Origin of the sequence: Paraburkholderia pallida (assembly GCF_004524855.1) — a bacterium.
Taxonomy (GTDB): domain Bacteria; phylum Pseudomonadota; class Gammaproteobacteria; order Burkholderiales; family Burkholderiaceae; genus Paraburkholderia; species Paraburkholderia oxyphila.
In genome coordinates, this window is the sequence record NZ_CP038150.1 from 254,146 (window position 1) to 271,475 (window position 17,330).

Here is a 17,330-nt window from a genome sequence, read left to right on the forward strand (position 1 = left end):
GAAAATGGAAGATCTAACGATGGAACAGCTTGTGCGCAGCCATGACGTCCCAGACGAGTCCGCGATGACAACATCGCTCGCGATAGAAAAGCCCAACCAAATGATCTCGGTCCGAGACCACTTCGGCATCGACTCGCCCTTGAAGGTCCCAGCCTTCAGCGCCCGCGAAGCCCACGTCCCCGACCTCGACGAAGCATACCGCTTCAACCCCGAAGTCACGCTGGCCATCCTGGCCGGCTTCACCCGCAATCGCCGCGTAATGGTGCAGGGCCTTCACGGCACGGGAAAATCCACCCATATCGAGCAGGTGGCAGCACGCCTGAACTGGCCCTGCGTGCGCGTGAATCTCGACGGCCATATCAGCCGGCTCGACCTCGTCGGCAAGGACGCCATCGTCGTGCGCGACGGCCGCCAGGTGACCGAGTTCCAGGAAGGCATCGTGCCGTGGGCGCTCCAACGCCCAGTCGCGCTAATCTTCGACGAATACGACGCGGGCCGCCCCGACGTGATGTTCGTGATCCAGCGCATTCTCGAACGCGACGGCAGCTTCACGCTGCTCGACCAGAACCGCGTGATCCGCCCGCACCCATACTTCCGCCTCTTCGCAACCACCAACACCATAGGGCTCGGCAATCTCAACGGCCTCTATCACGGCACGCAAATGCTCAACCACGCGCAGATGGACCGCTGGAACGTGGTCGCGACCCTCAATTACCTGCCGCGCGAGGAAGAGGCCGGCATCGTGCTCGCACGTGTGCCGGAGATGGCCAACGACGCTGGCCGCGCACTCGTCGATTCGATGGTCGGCATGGCCGCGCTCACTCGCAAGGGATTCGCGAGCGGCGATCTGTCGACGCTGATGTCGCCGCGCACCGTCATCAACTGGGCCGAGAACTGCGAGATCTTCCGCGATCCCGCGCTGGCGTTCCGGCTCACATTCCTGAACAAATGCGACGAGGCCGAGCGGCCCATCGTCGCCGAGTATTACCAGCGCTGCTTCGGTGTCGACCTCGACGCAGCGCCGCCGGGTGCTGCATGACACCCACACAACCCACGCTGCCCTCGCGCGAAGCCGTGCGCGCCGCGTTGCGTCGCGAGGCGCTGTGCGCGGCCGCAGTGCGCGCGCTCACGGGCGACGCCGCGCTGCATTATCGCGGAGGCCGGCTGTGCCGGCAGTTGCGCCCGCTACCGCTTTACGCGCCGCATCTGCGCAGTAACGCCTACGAGGACGATTTCGCTTCGCTGCGCGGTGCCGCCGATGGGGCCGCGCAACGCCTCCTGCATTCCGATGCGGCGCTGCACCGGCTGCTATGCCCAGAGCCACCGATCGAGCGTCTCTTGTTCGAGCTTTTCGAGCAGGTGCGTTGCGAGGCGCAACTGCCACCGGGCATGCCGGGCCTCGCGCAGAATCTGCGGCATCGCTTCGATGCATGGTCGCGCGCGTATTGCCGCGCGGGCCTCAGCGAAGGCCATCTCGGCATCCTGCTCTACACGGTCGCGCAGATCGTCTGGTCTCGGGTGACCGGCTGGCCGGTGCTCGAGGAGACCGAAGACCTGATCGAGGCCACGCGCGCCGGCATCGTGCCCGCGATCGGCACGCAGCTCGCCGGCCTGCGCCGCCATCGCTCGGACCAGCGCGCCTACGCGCTGCACGCGCTCGTGCTGGCGCGCAGCGTTGCGGCGATGCTCGACGACGCGCGCGCCGCGGCCCGCGCCCAGGACGACGATGAAGACGCGCGCGAGCCCGACGACGCGCTGACGTCGTTCTCGCTCTGGGTGGACTTCGACGAGGCGGACGCCGACCTGCCCGCGCTCGCGCCAACCGGCGAGAGCCGCGTGCTGGGCGCGGCGGGGGAAGGCTATCGCGCCTACACGACGCAATACGACCGCGAGATCCGTCCGGCGACGCTCGTGCGCGAGGCGCTGCTGCGCGAGTACCGCGAGCGCCTCGATGAGCGCATCGCGGCGCGCGGCATCAACGTCGCGCGGCTCGCGCGCGTGCTGCAGGCAGCGCTCGCGGTGCCGCAGCGCGACGGCTGGCTGTTCGGCGAGGAGGAGGGCTGCATCGACGGCCGGCGTCTCGCGCAGGTCGTGAGCTCGCCCGCCGAGCGCCGCGTGTTCACGCGCGAGCGGCTGCAGCCGCGCGGCGATTGCGTGGTGGGCTTCCTGATCGATTGCTCGGGCTCCATGAAGGCGCATATCGAGCCGGTGGCGATGATGGTCGATCTGCTCGCGCGCGCCTGCGAGCAAGCGGGGCTTGCGAGCGAGGTGCTCGGCTTCACCACGCTCGCCTGGAACGGCGGGCGCGCGCGCAACGAATGGCTCGCGCGCGGACGGCCGCCGCATCCGGGGCGGCTGAACGAGACCTGCCACATGGTGTTCAAGTCCGCCGACGACAGCTGGCGACGTGCGCGCGGGGCCATTGGCGCGTTGCTCAAGGCCGACCTGTTTCGCGAGGGCGTGGATGGCGAAGCCGTCGAGTGGGCGTGCGCGCGGCTCGCGGCGCGCACCGAGGCGCGGCGCATCCTCGTGGTGATCTCGGACGGCAGCCCGATGGACGCGGCCACCGCCCAGGCGAACGACGCGTTCTATCTCGACAATCATCTGAAGCAGGTGGTGGCGCAACACGAGGCCATGCGCGACGTCGACGTGATCGGGCTGGGCGTGGGGCTCGATCTCAGCCCGTATTACCGGCACTGCGTTGCGGTCGACCTGGACGAGCCGCTCGATATGACGCGGCTCGCGGGGTTGGCGAGGTGGATTGGGGAGCGGCGGCGCTGATCCGATGCAAAGCGTACCCGGTCAGCAGGAATGTCGGAGAGCAAATTTGACGGATCCCAATTTCATTTAAAACATATTGGATTTTGCAACTATCCCTGTCGGATCGAGACTTCTCTCATATTGGGCATCGATTAAGCTAGCCATCTGATTCAGCGGCCACCGAGTATTTTTCAGATGAGCAACAATCCATTTCCCGATTTATCCGACGTGACGATCTGTGCGGTCGATACCATCAATCCCGCGTTTGCGGCGCGCGCGCTCGATATCTCGATGTCACAGTGCCGGTTTGGCGACGCGCTGCTCCTTACACACGAAGCCGTGTCCACGCGCGCACGAATCGTCAAGATCGACCGCCTCCAGTCGATCGTCGCGTACTCCACGTTCATGATCAAACAGCTTGGGCGCTACATTTCCACGCCATGGGTGCTCGTCGTACAGTGGGACGGCTACGTAGTGGACGGGTCGCAGTGGACCGAAGCGTTCTATCAATACGACTATATCGGAGCGCGCTGGCTCAATGCGAAGGAAGGCATTGAGGTGGGCAACGGCGGCTTCTCGTTACGTTCTTCGAAGCTGCTCAAGGCACTCGCAGACGAGCGGTTTGCCACCGGCACCGAGAGGCTCGAAGATGTCCTGATTTGCAATACCTGGCGATCGGTGCTCGAAAACGATTACGGGATCCGCTTTGCGCCGGCCGAATTGGCCGATCGATTCTCTTACGAATATGCGGTCCCCGCGCGTCCGTCGTTTGGTTTTCACGGTCTCATCAACATGTGGCGGCACATCGAAGACAAGACGATGCTGGAAATCATTCGAGATGTCGACATTCAGACGCTCTCTTCCCCAAGAGGGGTGGCTTTGCTAAAGATCTACTGCGATTTGAGAAAATTCGCGTGCGTGAAGGCAATATACCAACGTTACCGGCAATACTGGGGGGCGCAGGAGGTCTTGAACGCCTTTGTCCAGATCGGCATGCACAATGATTTAGCCTCCCATTACATGCGGATTTGTGACGCCGCCTGAACAGGTACATCAGTTTTTCAGCGAGTCAACCCCCTGACCGCGCACAGCACCAGCGAAGCCCCAATCGCCATCAGCACCCCAAACGCGAGCCGTCGCGTCGCGATCGAAGAAAGCGGTGGCGGGTAGCGACGCGCGGCAAGCGTCATGAGCATGACGACCGGCGCGGCGAGCATGGCCTGAACGCAAATCGACGAGCCCAGCTTCCCTTCATACATGCTGAACAGCACCCGCGTGAACGCCGTGAGCGCGAAGATGAGAATGAGCGCGCAGCGAATCTCGACCAGCTTGAGCGGCTGCCGGTAGAACTGGAAGATGAGCGGCGGCCCGGACACGCCGAACATCCCGCTCAGCAGGCCACCACACAAGCCGCTCACGAAAAAGCTGCGATCGCCCGAGCGCTCTGCGAGCGGCGTGGGCCGCAGCGCGGCGCTCAGCCCGCCGTACAGCACGACGCCGCCCAGCAGCAATTGCAGCACGCCCGATGCCGAAGCGCTCAGGTAATTGAGCAGCAGCACGCCCACGACCACCGAAGGCAGCGCGCCGAGCGTCGCGGCGCCGACCGCGCGCCAATCGATATGGTGGAGCTTGCCGTGCAGCGCGGTCGCGCTGTTCGTCAGCGTGACGAGGCTCAACAGGGTCGCGATGCTCGCGACGGGCGCGAGATCGAAGCCACTTGTCGCGCCCATGACGATCATGCCGAGTCCAAAACCCGTGATCGTCTGAAAATAACTGGCGGCGCCGATCAGGGCGATCAGCACCAGGACCTTCTCGTGCATCATGCTGCGTGGGGTTCCTTCGAGTGAGTGGCGGCGCGCTGGCGGGCCGTCTGCGCCTGGACCGCCGTCACGGCGATCACGTAAAAGATGTCTTCCGCGCTACAGCCGCGCGAGAGGTCGTTGGCGGGCTGGTTCAGGCCCTGCAGCAGCGGGCCGATGGCCTTGGCGCCGCCGAGGCGCTCGGCGAGCTTGTAGCCGATGTTGCCCGCGTCGAGGTTCGGAAATACCAGCACGTTGGCGTGGCCGCCGCACTGCGAATGCTCGATCTTGCGCTCGGCAATTTCCGCGACGATGGCCGCGTCGAGCTGCACGTCGCCATCGACGCACAGGGCAGGGCGCTGCGCGTGCACGCGCCGGGTGGCTTCGATCACCTTGTCGACCGAAGCATGGTGGGCGCTGCCGCTCGTCGAGAACGACAGCATCGCCACACGCGGGTCTTCCATCAGCAGGCTTTGCGCGCTGTCCGCGGCGGCCATGGCGATTTCGGCGAGCTGCCCGGCGTCGGGGTCCACCACGAGCGCGCAGTCCGAGAAGATCAGGCCTCCTTTGTAACGGTGAAACGGCTCGCACAGCATCATCAGGAAGAAGCTCGAGACGAGCTTGAACGAGGGCTCCACCCCAATCAACTGGATGGCCGTGCGCACGACGTCAGCGGTCGTGTGGAGCGCGCCCGCGACCGAGCCGTCCGCGTGGCCGAGGCGCACCATCAGGTTGGCGAAGGTGAGCGGCTTGGCGGCTTCTTCCCATGCGAGCGCGGGCGTCATGCCCTTGGCGCCGCGCAGCGCGACGAGCTCGTCGGCGAAGCGCGTACGCCAGGCGCTCGCTTGCGGGTCGATCAGCGTCATCTCGCCGATATCGATCGACTCGCGCGCGGCGCTCGCGTGCACGGCGGAGGGCTCTCCCACGAGCAGGATGCGCGCGATGCCTTGCTCTTTCGCGCGCGCCGCGGCGGCGAGCACGCGCGCGTCCTCGGCTTCGCACAGCACGATGCGCATGGGCGACATACGCGCGCCTTCGACAATGCGGTTCAGGGCTTTCATGGTGTCATGGGCTCAGTGAGCACTGGAATCATGCAGGCAAAAACGAACCAGAGAAACGCAAGCGGCCGCAGGCGGGTGAGCCGCCTGCGGCCGGTGACGCGTGGCCGGCGAGGTGCGTGCAGCTTCGCACGCGCGCCGGCCACTACCGGCGACTCAGACGTAATCCTTGTACTTGTCGAGCAGGCGCACGGGCTTCGAGAGCGCGTCGCGGCGGAACGGGTCGCCGAGTTCGCGCGTGCACATGATCTCGACGATGGTCGTCTTGCCCTGGTTCATCTGCATGTCGATCGCGCGCTTGAGCGCCGGGCCCACGTCTTCCAGCTTGTCGACCACGATGCCTTCGGCGCCCATCGCCTTCGCGATGCCGGCGAAGCTCGGGCTGTCGAGTTCGCCCGCCACGAAGCGGCGGTTGTAGAAGTCCACCTGGTTCTTCTTCTCCGCGCCCCACTGGCGGTTATGGAACACCACGGCCGTCACGGAGATGTTGTGGCGCACGCAGGTGAGCGTCTCCATCAGGCTCATGCCCCACGCGCCGTCGCCCGCGTACGAGACGGCCGGACGGTGCGGCGCCGCCACCTTCGCGCCGATGATGGTCGGGAACGCATAGCCGCAATTGCCCCAGCTCATCGCCGCGAAGAAGCTGCGCGGCTTGTTGAAGCGCAGGTAGCTGTTCGCGACCGAGTTGATGTTGCCGATGTCGGTGGACACCATCACGTCTTCGGGCATGGCCTTTTCGAGCTCGCGCAGCACCTGGCGCGGATGCAGATACTCGCCGCCGGTGGGCGGGCGCTCGTGCTTCTGCTCTTCGATCATGTCGAGGCTGTAGGCGTCGCGCTCGTGCGTCCAGCCGTCGAGCTCCTTCTCCCACATGGCCTTTTCAGTGGCGACCTGATCGGCGCGCTCGGCACGCGTGGCGTCGCATGCGAGCGTGCGGTTCGCGAGGCGCTCGGTCAGTGCGATTGCCGCGGCCTTCGCGTCGCCGCAGATGCCCACCGAGATCTTCTTCACGAGCCCGAGCATCTTGTGGTCGGCGTCGATCTGGATGATCTTCGCGTTCTTCGGCCAGTAGTCCATGCCGTGTTGCGGCAGCGTGCCGAACGGTCCGAGACGCGAGCCGAGCGCGATCACGACGTCGGCGCGCGAGATCAGCTTCATCGCGGCCTTGGAGCCCTGGTAGCCGAGCGGACCGCACCACAGCGGATGGTTCGCCGGGAACGAATCGTTGTGCAGATAGCTATTCACGACCGGCGCACCGAGGCGTTCGGCAAGGGCCTTGCACTCCTCGATCGCGTCGCCCATCACCACGCCGCCGCCCGAGATGATGACCGGGAACTTCGCATTCGCAATCAATTCCGCCGCTTCGTTCAGGCTCTCGTCGCCGCCTGCGCCGCGATCGAGACGGCGCGGCTGCGGAATCTCGGCCTTGATCTGGCCATAGAAGTAGTCGCGCGGAATGTTCAGCTGCGTCGGGCCCATTTCGGACATCGCACGGTCGAAGCAGCGCGCGGTGTACTCGGCCATGCGCGCGGGGTGCGTGACGTGGCCCTGGTACTTGGTGAATTCCTGGAACATCGGCAGCTGGTTGGCTTCCTGGAAGCCGCCGAGGCCGATACCCATCGTGCCCGCTTCCGGCGTGATCATCACGACCGGGCTATGCGCCCAGTAAGCCGCCGCGATGGCCGTCACGCAGTTGCTGATGCCGGGACCGTTCTGGCCGATCACGACGCCGTGACGGCCGGAGACGCGCGAGTAGCCGTCCGCCATGTGCGCGGCGCCCTGCTCGTGGACCACGGGAACGAGGCGGATGCCGGCGGGCGCGAAGATGTCCATCGCGTCCATGAACGCCGAGCCCATGATGCCGAACATGTCGGTCACGCCGTTGGCCGCAAGGGTCTCGACGAAGGCTTCGGAGGGGGTCATGTCCTGCGGGCCGTTGGCCGTTGCCGTCTGGGTAGGGGTCTTGTCGCTCATCAGCTGTCTCCGGTTGTCGTGTGACGGAATTGCGTGTTTCGAATGCTATTCGCCGCGTTTTGCGGATCAAGCAATTCCGTCCTTGATGGGTGAATCTGAAATGGAATGGAACGATTCGTTTCAAAAACAGGTTGGGCCGCAGTTAGCCGGGTCACGCGGGCTGCTTCGGGCGCTCCTTGCGGAACGCGCGCTTCACGGCGATCAGGCCGTCGCGGAACTCGAACAGATCGCAGCCTTCGGCTTCGATGCGCCAGCCTTCGGCGTGCGTGCCCGTGAACACCCATTCCGATACGCCGCGCTCGCCCGCGACGTAGTGGCGGCCGTGGCCCCAGTGCGCGTCGGGGAAGGTGCGAAACACCGCTTCGAAGGCGGCGCGCACCGCCTCGCGGCCGACGAAACGGGTGCCGTAGATCTCGGGCCCGCCGGCCGCGTCGAACACGCAGTCCTCGGTCATGAACCCCATCAGCGCCGTGGCGTCGTGGCGGTTGAATGCGTCGGAAAAGGCGGCGAGCGTGTCGGCGGTAACGGCGGCTTGAGCGGTGAGCGTGTCTGCCATGCATGTCTCCTCGGATCGGGTGGAAAGCCGGTGCCGTGCGTCGGGCAATCGACGCGCTCGGCACGGTATAGCGACACGTTAGAGATCGCCCGTTGAGGCGGGTAGCACCAGTGCGGAGGATTCGCCTGGGCCAGCGCGCAGGCAGGCTGCGCGCGGCTCGGCGGGGAGGGGAAGACTGAAGGGCGGGAGTGCGAGCGGAGCGCTCCGCAGCGCCGCCGGGAGGGCGGCGAGCAAGGTTGCCAGCGGAGCCGCCGGCAGGATCGGCGGTAGCGTTGCTACGCGGGCTGCTGCTGGCGCACGACTTGCGCGAGTGCGCGCACGCCGGGCTCGATCTTCTCGAGCTTGATCGCCGAGAAGCCCATGCGGAACCAGGGGCTGCGCTCGGCTTCATCGGCGAAGAACACGCCGCCGGGTTCGATCAGGATGCCGGCTTCACGCGCGTCGTCGGCGAGACGCGCGGCGTCGAGCCACGGCGGGCCTTCGACCCAGCACGACGCGCCGCCCGTGACCGGCACGTAGCGCACTTCGGGCAGATGGGCGTCGAGCGCCGCCATCAGCGCCTGCGCGCGCTCCTTGTAGGCATGCGCGAGGCGGCGCAACAGCGCGTCGTGGTGGCCGAGCGCGAGGAACGTCGCGAACGCGCGCTGGATATAGGCGACGGGGTGGCGCACCATCAGGCGGCGCAGCGCGCGCAGCTCGCGGATCAGCTCCTGCGGCCCCACCACGTAGCCGAGCCGCAGGCCCGGCGCGAAGGTCTTCGAGAGGCTGCCGACGTAGATCACGCGGTCTGCCGTATCGAGGCTCTTCAAGGCCGGGTGCGGCGTGCCGGAGAAGGTGTTCTCGCTCTCGTAGTCGTCCTCGATGATGACGAAGTCGTGGCGCTGCGCGAGTTCGAGCAGCGCACGGCGGCGCTCGATGGGCATGGTGGCCGTGGTCGGGCACTGGTGGCTCGGCGTGACGTAGACGTAATCGCAGCGCGCGAGCGAATCGGCGAGACGCTGCGGGTCGATGCCCTCGGCGTCCACGGGCAGCTCCAGCAGATGCGCGTTGCGGTTCACGAAGATGTTGCGCGCGTCGGGGTAGCCCGGGTTCTCGAAGCCCACCGTCGTGCGCTTGCCGCAGAGCAGGTCGGCCACGAGATACAGCGCCTGCTGGCAGCCGTTCGTGATGATGATTTCCTCGGGCATCGCGAACACGCCGCGCCGCGGCAGCACGCGCGTGCGAATCTGCTGGATCAGCGATTCGTCGTCGCGCTCGATCAGGTCGGGCGCCCAGTTGCGGATCTCCATGATCGAGAGCGCTTTCATGCAGCACTCGCGCCAGTCGTTGGTCGGAAAGAGCGATTGATCGAACTGCCCGTAGATGAACGGATACGCGTAGTTCTGCCAATTGGCGGGCTTGACGATGTTGCGCTGGGCCGAGGGCGGCCGCACGATGCGGCTTTGCCAGGCGGGCCGCGCGGGCGTCTCGCCGCCCTGCGCGAGGTCGGTGCCGGGCTCGGGCTGGCGGGCCGTGAGGCCGTGCAGGCCCTGCAGCATCTCCGGGTTGACGAAGTGGCCGCTGCGCTCGCGCGAGAGCAAATAGCCTTCTTCCACGAGCATCTGGTAGGCGAGCACGACGGTGTTGCGGGCGACGCCGAGCTGGTCGGCCAGCTCGCGGCTCGACGGCAGCGCCGAGTCGGGGGGGAGCTGGCCATCGAGGATTGCCGCGACCAGCATCTGGCGAATCTGGTGCTGCAGCGTTGCCTTCGACTCCGGTGTCCGCCTGAACTGCTGGGCCCATAGGGCGGACGGGGTACGGGTCGGCATGCTGTCTCCTGGGTTGTGTATGGGGTGGACGAGAGGCGGCCCGCGGGCCTGGCGCATGAGGGCCGGGGACCGCGCGGATGCGCTTGCTGGGGTACGATGCGGGCCCGGTGAAGGAATTTCGAATGGTTCGGGGCGGGCGCGGACATCGGCCGGGTTGGTAAGACAATACCCAATTTGACCGGCTTTCGTCGATCAGGAAAATATCCGGGCTTGCCAAACCGGTCCATCGGCGCATGTGTGGATCGAGCGGGCGCGCCGTTGGCGCCCGCTCGCAGCCTGCCAGAGCACGGTGTTCTAAATCGGTCAACCAGGCATGGCGATCAGGAGAATTTACAGGTTGAGCATGGATCCGGCAAAGGTCCGTAACAGCTTCTTCATCTATCAGGATTGCGAAGTAGTTGGAAAGGCGGATCTCAGACGACCGCAAGTGCCGTCTTCAAAGTCGTTTCGCGGGGCGTGCCGAACTCAGGTGGCAGCGACCGCCCACGGTGCGGCCGCGAGAGACTCGGACAAATAGTTGAGCAGCGCGGTCACGCGTGCCGGACGCAGGATATTGGGCGGTGTCACGAGATTCAGGTTGATTTGACTGATGCGCCAGTCGGGCAGCACATCGACGAGCACGCCCTCCTGAAGCGCGTCCCAGACAATGAATTCCGGCTGCAAGGCGAGGCCTTGCGCCGCGAGAAGCGCGGGGCCGATCACATCGGCATTGTTGCTCCGAATGCGGCCCTTCACGGCAACGGCACACTCCTCACCGGAGGTATGGCGGAAGTGCCACAGCTCGGGCGTGGCCAGATTCGTGTAGATGAGGCAGGCATGCTGCGTCAGCTCGCGCGGGTGCGTGGGGTGCCCATGACGTTCGAGATACGCCGGCGTGGCCACCAGGGGGCGGTTCACGACGCAAAGCCGGCGCGAGCGCAGCGATGAATCGCCGAGCTCCGCGATGCGAATGGCCACGTCGAAGCCGCCGGCCACCACATCGACAATCTGGTCGGTAAGCGAGAGGTCAATTTCCACATCGGGGTAGTGCTCGAGAAAGGCGGGGATCAGCGGCGCGAGGTAGCGGATGCCAAACGACATCGGTGCGGTCACGCGCACCATGCCGCGCGGCTGGACGGCCTGTGCGGATGCCTCGGCTTCCACGGCCTCGCCTTCGGTCAGGATGCGCACGGCCCGCGCCTTGGCGAGCTCGCCGGTGGGCGTGAGCGAAAGCTGGCGCGTGCTGCGGTAGAGGAGCGTTGTGCCGAGCTTGTGCTCGAGCCGCGCAATGGCCTTGGACACCGTGGGCTGCGAGATGCCCATCGACTCGGCGGCCTTGGCGAACGAACCGGTTTCGAGCACGCGCGCGAAGATGGCCCACGCCTCGAGGTCAGGGAGTGTTTGCATGGAAAGCAGAATGGCTGCCAGGCCACTCGTTCAAAATTACACAAAGGGAGTCGACATGGTATCGCGAGACTGGCGCGGCTACGGCGCCGGTTGGGGCGCTCCGTCGAAACGCGCCGCGCTTTATTGAATTTCGGATCTCCATTTAAATGCCGATTTTTTTCTGCATTTATGGCCGTGGATGTTACTACGAATCCATAAATATGGAATTACATCTATTCCATTTGTTCTATTTGTGGTTGGCTTGCGCTCCGATAACATGACCTCGAGACAATTCAGCGGGGCGTTGAATATCCGCTGCAGGTGGCGAGCCGACCTGTCAATTCCGGCCAGTAGAACCCTCGGAACTCCCCCAGTCAGAACTATTGCATGCAAAATCTTCCCGATCTCGAGGCTTGGGCGATTTTCGCGCGCGTGGCCACAACAGGCTCTTTCGCGAAGGCGGCCGAAACACTCGGCATGACGCAGCCCACGGTGTCCAAGGCGATCATCCGACTCGAGAGGCGGCTCGGCACGACATTGCTCTACCGAACCTCGCGCCGGGTTTCCCTCACGCCAACCGGTCAGCTCGTGATGGAGCGCGCCAAGCATATCGTCAGAGAGGGTGAGCTGATCGAGGCGGAGACATCGGCGCACTCGCGGGCGCCCATGGGCTTGCTGCGTATCTCGGCGCCCATGTCGTTCGGTCTCAAGTATGTGGCGCCCCTCATGCCGGGGTTCCTCGCGCGCTATCCGGATGTGAATCTCGATGTGTGTTTCGATGACGCCGTAGTCGACGTCGTGGGTGGCGGCTTCGATGTGGCTATCCGGATTGCGGCACCCGAAGACTCGTCCGTGCGCTCTCGCAATTTGTGCGCGATACGCCGCATGCTGGTCGCAAGCCCGACGTACCTCGCTCGGCATGAGCGCATCACCCACCCCCGGGAAATCGAAAGCCATACCTGCCTTTGCTATGCGAGTCATTCGACGTCGCTGTCATGGCGTTTCCAGCATGCCTCGGGTGAGGAGTGCAGCGTGACGGTCGACAGCCGGATGCGCACCAACAATGCCGAGTCGTTGATCCCGGCGCTGCTGGCCGGCATGGGGATGGCGTTGCAGCCAGAGTTTGTCGTCGCGGATGCGCTGGCGCGCGGCGAGCTGGTCGAAGTCCTGCCGGAGTGGAAGATCGCGCAGATCTATCTGAGCCTGGTCACGCCGCCCCGGGTCTTCCGTCCAGCGCGCGTTGCGGCGTTGCTCGACTATCTTTCGGAAAGCTTGCCGTCGGCGCCCTAGGCGATGGCTGCCCAATGGGCTTGTCCGGCTTTGATTGTCCACCGGAGCGTGACGGAGAGTACGGCGCGGCTCGGTTGATTCCTTGGAGCGATCACCTAGACTGATCCCTACCGAGTGCATTCAGCCGACCATTGAACGCAACGGTCGGCTTGATCGCAGGTGTGTTGAAGTGTTGAACAATGGCGCACCGCATCCGCGGCGCCAGACGAACCCGACCAGGGCTACCGTAAAAACTGGAGAAACCAGATGGCCAAAATTCTCGTGCTGTATTACTCGTCGTATGGGCATATCGAAACGATGGCGAAGGCCGTTGCCGAAGGTGCGGGCTCGGTGCCGGGTGCGAGCGTGACGCTCAAGCGCGTGCCCGAAACCATTCCCACCGAGCAGGCCCAGGCGGCCCATATCAAGCTCGATCAGCCTGCACCCGTTGCGACGGTCGACGAGCTGGCGGACTACGACGCGATTATTTTCGGCACGCCTACCCGCTTCGGCAATATGGCCGCGCAGATGCGCAACTTCCTCGATCAAACCGGCGGCCTGTGGATGAAGGGTGCGCTCGTTGGCAAGATCGGCAGCGTGTTCGCTTCAACGGGCACGCAGCACGGCGGTCAGGAAACGACGATCACGTCGTTTCACTCGACGCTGCTGCATCACGGCATGGTGATCGTCGGTGTGCCGTACGCTTGCCAGGGCTTGACGAAGATGGATCAGATCACCGGCGGCACGCCGTACGGCGCAACGACGCTTGCCGGCGCCGATGGCAGCCGCCAGCCGAGCGAGAACGAACTCGATATCGCGCGCTATCAGGGCAAGCACGTTGCGGAGCTGGCCGCGAAGCTCGCTTCGTAAATTCAAGGCAGGCCGCTGAGTGTGTTCGGCGGCCTGCAATTCGAATGTTGAGGCTACGCGTGCACAGGCAGTTGTGCCGTGTCTAGATAATCAGTCATCCTGAATGTAAGTGGATGGTTTCGGTATGCGTGCACGCCAATGTCTCGGCTCGAGGGACAGAGTGCCGGTGCGCATCGGCTGACGGCAGGGCGGGCGCGCAACTTGCGCGATCCAGGCTTCGATGTGAACCCCTGCATTGGAAGCCGAGGAAAGACCATGAGATCAGGATTGACGCGAGGCACGGCGGCAGGCGCGATCCTGCTCGTGTTTTTCATTGCTTTCGCATCGGCGTATGCGGAGCCTGTTGCCACGGGACCGCTCAACGTCACGGGGTCGCTCGTCGTGCGCGGGCCGTTGACGGTCGAGGGTTCGCTGAGGGTGGCCGGAGACATCCACGCCGCCGGGCCGATAACGGCAGCGCGAGTTGAACGGATTGCGCACGACGATCCCGACATGGACAGGCGCGCAGGAGAAAACACCTTTTATGGCCCGTTGACGGTGCACGGCCCGCTGGTCGTCCACGGCGATCTGGAAGCGCGTGGCCCGATCAACGTCGGCGGCGCGGCGGGCGCCGTCGGCCGCGTGGATGCCGAAGGGCCGGTTACCGAGCGCCCGTAGGCCCAGCTATTAGCGTGAGCAGATCCTAAGCGCTTTCCCGCACCACCAGTTCGAACCCCAGGTCGACCGCCGGCTTGGCAATCGGCTCGCGGTCGATCATCGAGAGCAGCAGATTGGCCGCGACGCGCCCCATTTCCGCTCGTGGCGTTCGAACCGTGGTCAGGCGCGGCACGCAATCGGCGGCGCCGGCCAGGTCGTTGAAGCCGACAATGGCCACCCGGGCTGGAATCTCGATGCCCTGGCGGCGCGCCTCGAACAGGGCGCCCTGCGCGAGGTCGTCGTTGCCGAAGAAAATGCCGTCCACGTCGGGCCGGCGTTGCAGCAATTGCCGGAACAGCTCGCATCCGAGCCCGATCGACGAGGGTGACGGCGTGAGCACTTCGAGATCGGGATCGTAGAGGCCTTTGCGCTGGAGCGCCTCACGAAAGCCTTCGCCGCGCTGCATCGTCCGCGAATCGAGCTGGGCGCCCACGAAAGCATTGCGGCGGCAGCCACGGCCCAGCAGATGCTCGGCGACGGCAGCGCCTGCCCGCACCTGCGAGAAGCCTACGCAGTGCACGCCCTCGGCGGCATCGAGCTCCATGATGTGCACGCAGGGCACACCGCTCGCATCGATCATGCGGCGCGCGCTTTCGGTGCGGTCGAAGCCGCTGACGATCAGGCCGCTGGGCGGCGACGCCAGGTAATGGCGGATCAGGTCTTCCTCCGCGTGGCGCGAGTAGTGCGAGTTCCCGATCAGCACCTCATAGCCGCGCGGGCGCAGCACGGAGTGAATCGATTCCAGCACGTCCACGAACACGGCGTTCGAGATCGACGGGATCACCACGGCCACGGCGTCGCTGCGCGACGACGCGAGCGCGCGCGCCGCGGGGTTCGTGACGTAGTTGAGCGCGGCGGCGGCGGCCTTGACGCGCTCCACCAGGTCGGGCCCCACCGAGCCCACGCCGCGCAAGGCGCGCGATGCCGTAATCGTGCTCACGCCGGCGCGCCGGGCGACCTCCTCGAGGGTGGGCCTGCCGGTGCTGCGGGTTTTCCTGAGTGTTGAAGTTGCCATGATCGATTTAGGATAGCGCTGTCTTGCACCCTGCGCAATGGTAGTGCCCCTAATACGGCGGCCAATATGTATTGCGCGTGATGGTGCACTTTTTTTGAAAGTTTGAGATAGCGCTATCTCAAGGTTTTGGGAGACTCGAATGACCCGGCAAATTACATCCCTCGTCGTCATGGGCGTAGCGGGTTGCGGCAAGAGCAGCGTGGCGCGGGCGGTGGCCGAGCACGTCGGCGGCGTGCTGATCGAAGGCGACGCGTTCCATCCGAAGGCGAATGTCGAGAAGATGGCGCGCGGCATCCCGCTCACCGACGAGGACCGCGCCGGCTGGCTCGACCGGCTCAGCGCCGAGCTCGAGCGCGCCGCCAGCCGGGGCGAGCGCGCGGTGCTGGCCTGCTCGGCGCTCAAGGAGCGCTACCGGGACCGGCTGCGCGCGGCCACGGCGTCGCTCGGCTTCGTGTTTCTCGATCTGCCGCAGGCGGAGGCGCTGCGGCGTGTTGCGCAGCGCGACGACCATTTCATGCCGGCCTCGTTGGTCGAAAGCCAGTTTGCCGCGCTGGAGCCGCCGGTTGCGGAGCCGCTGACCCTGACCGTCGACGGCACGCGCTCGCTCGCCAGCATCGTCACGGATGCGGTGGCGTGGTGCGCGAGCACGCAAATGCGGCCGGGCTTTATGCAGGCCGCGTGAGATAGCGCTGTCTTTAGTCTGGCCCTCAGGCCGGCGAGACAGAAAATTAGAACCAGAACAATAGAGACAAGCAAGGAGACAACGATGACAACCGCATCAGGAAAACGCATCCCCAACCGGCGCTGGGCCATAGGACTGTTGCTGGGCATAGGCGTGCTCATCAACTACTTCGACCGCATCAACCTCTCGGTAGCGGCGCCGCAGATGAAGGAGGCGTTCAACCTCTCGCCAGCCGAGATGGGCTTGCTGTTCAGCGCCTTCTTCTGGCCGTACGCCTTGCTCCAGGTGCCGGCCGGCATTCTGCTCGACCGCTACGGCGTGACGCGCATTGGCCGGCTGGGGGCATTCCTGTGGGGCCTGGCCTCCGCCATCACCGTCTTCGCGAGCGGGTTCGGCGGCGTGTTCGCCGCGCGCGCGGTGCTCGGGATCGCGGAAGCGCCGGGCTTTCCGGTCAGCTCGAAGGCCACCGGCTACTGGTTTCCGCGCAAGGAGCGGGCGCTGGCGACGGCCATCTTCGACGCCGCGGCCAAGTTCTCCAATGTGATCGGCGTGCCGCTGGTCGCCGTGGTCGTCGTGAACGTCGGCTGGCGCTGGGGCTTCGGCGTCACCGCGCTGCTGAGCTTCGCGTATTTCATCGCATTCCTCACGATCTATCGCGATCCGAGCAAGGACAGCAAGCTTTCCGCGGCGGAGCTGGACTATATCCAGCAGGGCGGCGCGACGCCCGAAGGCACGCCGGGCGGCAGCGTGTTCGGCATGCTGGGCTACCTGCTGACGAAGACCAAGGTCTGGGGCCTGACGATCGGCTTTGCCGCGTACGGCTACTCGTTCTATCTGTTCCTGACCTGGCTGCCGGGTTACCTGGTCCAGACCATGCACATGAGCATTCTCAAATCGGCCGGCTTCGCGGCGATTCCGTGGGCCGTGGCCACGGCAACGGATCTGCTCGTCGGCGGCTGGCTGATCGACCACCTGATCGCCCGCGGTAAGGACGAGACGCGCGTGCGCCGCGCGGTGCTGGTGACGGGTATGTTGTTCGGCCTTGCGGTATTCGGCGCGACGCAGACCACGAATCCCGGCTGGGCGATCTTCTGGATTTCGATTGCGCTGGGCGGCCTTGCCGCCGCTGCGCCGGTGGGCTGGTCGCTGCCTTCGCTGATTGCGCCGAAGGGCGGCGTGGGCACCATCGGCGGCATCATGAACTTCGCCAATAACCTGATGGGCGTGGCCGCGCCGATCGTGACGGGCATCATCGTCGGCGCGACGAACTCCTTCACCAACGCATTCCTCGTGGCGGGCGTGATCCTCGCGGTGGGCATCGTGTCGTTCGTGTTCGTGATGGGCCGTATCGAGGCGATTCCCGAGCCCGTGGCCCAGGGCGAAGCAAACGCGCGCACGGCTTCAAAAACAACGACAACGGTGGATTGATCGGCCGTGACCCGGCGGCGCGACAGCGTCCGCCGGGCGCATGACCCATC

15 protein-coding genes are annotated in these 17,330 nt (G+C 65.4%); 8 read left to right on the forward strand and 7 right to left on the reverse strand.

All coding sequences use genetic code 11. The features are described from left to right. The first annotated feature begins 64 nt into the window (after positions 1-64). From E1956_RS27815 to E1956_RS27825, 3 genes are all read left to right on the forward strand, one after another. Entirely contained in the window at positions 65-1,039 is a 975-nt protein-coding gene (locus E1956_RS27815; protein WP_134755290.1) for an AAA family ATPase, read from the forward strand. Further along, positions 1,036-2,781 carry a cobaltochelatase CobT-related protein gene (locus E1956_RS27820; protein ID WP_134755292.1) on the forward strand — a complete coding sequence of 582 codons (1,746 nt, stop codon included), beginning with the start codon at positions 1,036-1,038 and terminating at the stop codon, positions 2,779-2,781. The genes E1956_RS27815 and E1956_RS27820 overlap by 4 nt, the downstream gene beginning before the upstream one ends. 174 nt (positions 2,782-2,955) lie before the next feature. Continuing rightward, on the forward strand, positions 2,956-3,804 hold the full coding sequence (locus E1956_RS27825) for a DUF5672 family protein (RefSeq protein WP_134755294.1): 849 nt from the start codon (positions 2,956-2,958) through the stop codon (positions 3,802-3,804). A gap of 17 nt (positions 3,805-3,821) precedes the next feature. On the opposite strand, the gene E1956_RS27830 is transcribed toward E1956_RS27825, so the two are convergent. From E1956_RS27830 to E1956_RS27855, 6 genes are all read right to left on the reverse strand, one after another. Further along, a complete protein-coding gene (locus E1956_RS27830) occupies positions 3,822-4,583 on the reverse strand; it encodes a sulfite exporter TauE/SafE family protein (protein WP_134755296.1) in 762 nt (253 codons plus the stop codon). Then, on the reverse strand, positions 4,580-5,620 hold the full coding sequence (pta, locus tag E1956_RS27835; protein WP_134755298.1) for a phosphate acetyltransferase: 1,041 nt from the start codon (positions 5,618-5,620) through the stop codon (positions 4,580-4,582). Before pta ends, E1956_RS27830 begins: the two co-directional genes overlap by 4 nt. Before the next feature lie 153 nt (positions 5,621-5,773). Continuing rightward, complete coding sequence (gene xsc, locus E1956_RS27840; protein ID WP_134755300.1) at positions 5,774-7,591, reverse strand: sulfoacetaldehyde acetyltransferase; 1,818 nt, start codon at positions 7,589-7,591, stop codon at positions 5,774-5,776. A gap of 151 nt (positions 7,592-7,742) precedes the next feature. Continuing rightward, positions 7,743-8,147: a nuclear transport factor 2 family protein gene (locus E1956_RS27845; protein ID WP_134755302.1), complete on the reverse strand. Its 405-nt coding sequence runs from the start codon at positions 8,145-8,147 to the stop codon at positions 7,743-7,745. A 275-nt stretch (positions 8,148-8,422) separates the two neighbouring features. Continuing rightward, positions 8,423-9,955 carry a MocR-like pyridoxine biosynthesis transcription factor PdxR gene (gene pdxR, locus E1956_RS27850; RefSeq protein ID WP_134755304.1) on the reverse strand — a complete coding sequence of 511 codons (1,533 nt, stop codon included), beginning with the start codon at positions 9,953-9,955 and terminating at the stop codon, positions 8,423-8,425. 465 nt (positions 9,956-10,420) lie between these two features. Further along, the gene (locus tag E1956_RS27855) at positions 10,421-11,341 is read right to left on the reverse strand and encodes a LysR family transcriptional regulator (protein ID WP_134755306.1); all 921 of its coding nucleotides are present in this window, start codon (positions 11,339-11,341) and stop codon (positions 10,421-10,423) included. A gap of 366 nt (positions 11,342-11,707) precedes the next feature. Here E1956_RS27855 and E1956_RS27860 point away from each other — a divergent pair, with 366 nt between their 5' ends. From E1956_RS27860 to E1956_RS27870, 3 genes are all read left to right on the forward strand, one after another. Further along, positions 11,708-12,610 carry a LysR family transcriptional regulator gene (locus tag E1956_RS27860; protein WP_134755308.1) on the forward strand — a complete coding sequence of 301 codons (903 nt, stop codon included), beginning with the start codon at positions 11,708-11,710 and terminating at the stop codon, positions 12,608-12,610. Positions 12,611-12,856: 246 nt separating this feature from the next. Further along, positions 12,857-13,459, forward strand: coding sequence for an NAD(P)H:quinone oxidoreductase (gene wrbA, locus E1956_RS27865; protein ID WP_134755310.1), 603 nt, complete (start codon positions 12,857-12,859; stop codon positions 13,457-13,459). Positions 13,460-13,714: 255 nt separating this feature from the next. After that, positions 13,715-14,116, forward strand: coding sequence for a hypothetical protein (locus E1956_RS27870; RefSeq protein ID WP_134755312.1), 402 nt, complete (start codon positions 13,715-13,717; stop codon positions 14,114-14,116). 25 nt (positions 14,117-14,141) lie between these two features. Here E1956_RS27870 and gntR read toward each other — a convergent pair whose 3' ends face one another. Then, on the reverse strand, positions 14,142-15,170 hold the full coding sequence (gene gntR, locus E1956_RS27875) for an HTH-type transcriptional regulator GntR (RefSeq protein ID WP_134755314.1): 1,029 nt from the start codon (positions 15,168-15,170) through the stop codon (positions 14,142-14,144). Positions 15,171-15,309: 139 nt separating this feature from the next. Between gntR and E1956_RS27880 the strand changes: the two genes are divergently transcribed. Continuing rightward, the gene (locus E1956_RS27880) at positions 15,310-15,852 is read left to right on the forward strand and encodes a gluconokinase (RefSeq protein ID WP_134755316.1); all 543 of its coding nucleotides are present in this window, start codon (positions 15,310-15,312) and stop codon (positions 15,850-15,852) included. 84 nt (positions 15,853-15,936) lie between these two features. Then, on the forward strand, positions 15,937-17,280 hold the full coding sequence (locus tag E1956_RS27885) for an MFS transporter (protein ID WP_134755318.1): 1,344 nt from the start codon (positions 15,937-15,939) through the stop codon (positions 17,278-17,280). Positions 17,281-17,330: the final 50 nt, after the last annotated feature.

Coding starts and splice junctions, on each gene's coding strand:
- E1956_RS27815 (WP_134755290.1), top strand. CDS start 65: ATGACAACATCGCTCGCGATAGAAAAGCCCAACCAAATGATCTCGGTC.
- E1956_RS27820 (WP_134755292.1), top strand. CDS start 1,036: ATGACACCCACACAACCCACGCTGCCCTCGCGCGAAGCCGTGCGCGCC.
- E1956_RS27825 (WP_134755294.1), top strand. CDS start 2,956: ATGAGCAACAATCCATTTCCCGATTTATCCGACGTGACGATCTGTGCG.
- E1956_RS27830 (WP_134755296.1), bottom strand. CDS start 4,583: ATGATGCACGAGAAGGTCCTGGTGCTGATCGCCCTGATCGGCGCCGCC.
- pta (WP_134755298.1), bottom strand. CDS start 5,620: ATGAAAGCCCTGAACCGCATTGTCGAAGGCGCGCGTATGTCGCCCATG.
- xsc (WP_134755300.1), bottom strand. CDS start 7,591: ATGAGCGACAAGACCCCTACCCAGACGGCAACGGCCAACGGCCCGCAG.
- E1956_RS27845 (WP_134755302.1), bottom strand. CDS start 8,147: ATGGCAGACACGCTCACCGCTCAAGCCGCCGTTACCGCCGACACGCTC.
- pdxR (WP_134755304.1), bottom strand. CDS start 9,955: ATGCCGACCCGTACCCCGTCCGCCCTATGGGCCCAGCAGTTCAGGCGG.
- E1956_RS27855 (WP_134755306.1), bottom strand. CDS start 11,341: ATGCAAACACTCCCTGACCTCGAGGCGTGGGCCATCTTCGCGCGCGTG.
- E1956_RS27860 (WP_134755308.1), top strand. CDS start 11,708: ATGCAAAATCTTCCCGATCTCGAGGCTTGGGCGATTTTCGCGCGCGTG.
- wrbA (WP_134755310.1), top strand. CDS start 12,857: ATGGCCAAAATTCTCGTGCTGTATTACTCGTCGTATGGGCATATCGAA.
- E1956_RS27870 (WP_134755312.1), top strand. CDS start 13,715: ATGAGATCAGGATTGACGCGAGGCACGGCGGCAGGCGCGATCCTGCTC.
- gntR (WP_134755314.1), bottom strand. CDS start 15,170: ATGGCAACTTCAACACTCAGGAAAACCCGCAGCACCGGCAGGCCCACC.
- E1956_RS27880 (WP_134755316.1), top strand. CDS start 15,310: ATGACCCGGCAAATTACATCCCTCGTCGTCATGGGCGTAGCGGGTTGC.
- E1956_RS27885 (WP_134755318.1), top strand. CDS start 15,937: ATGACAACCGCATCAGGAAAACGCATCCCCAACCGGCGCTGGGCCATA.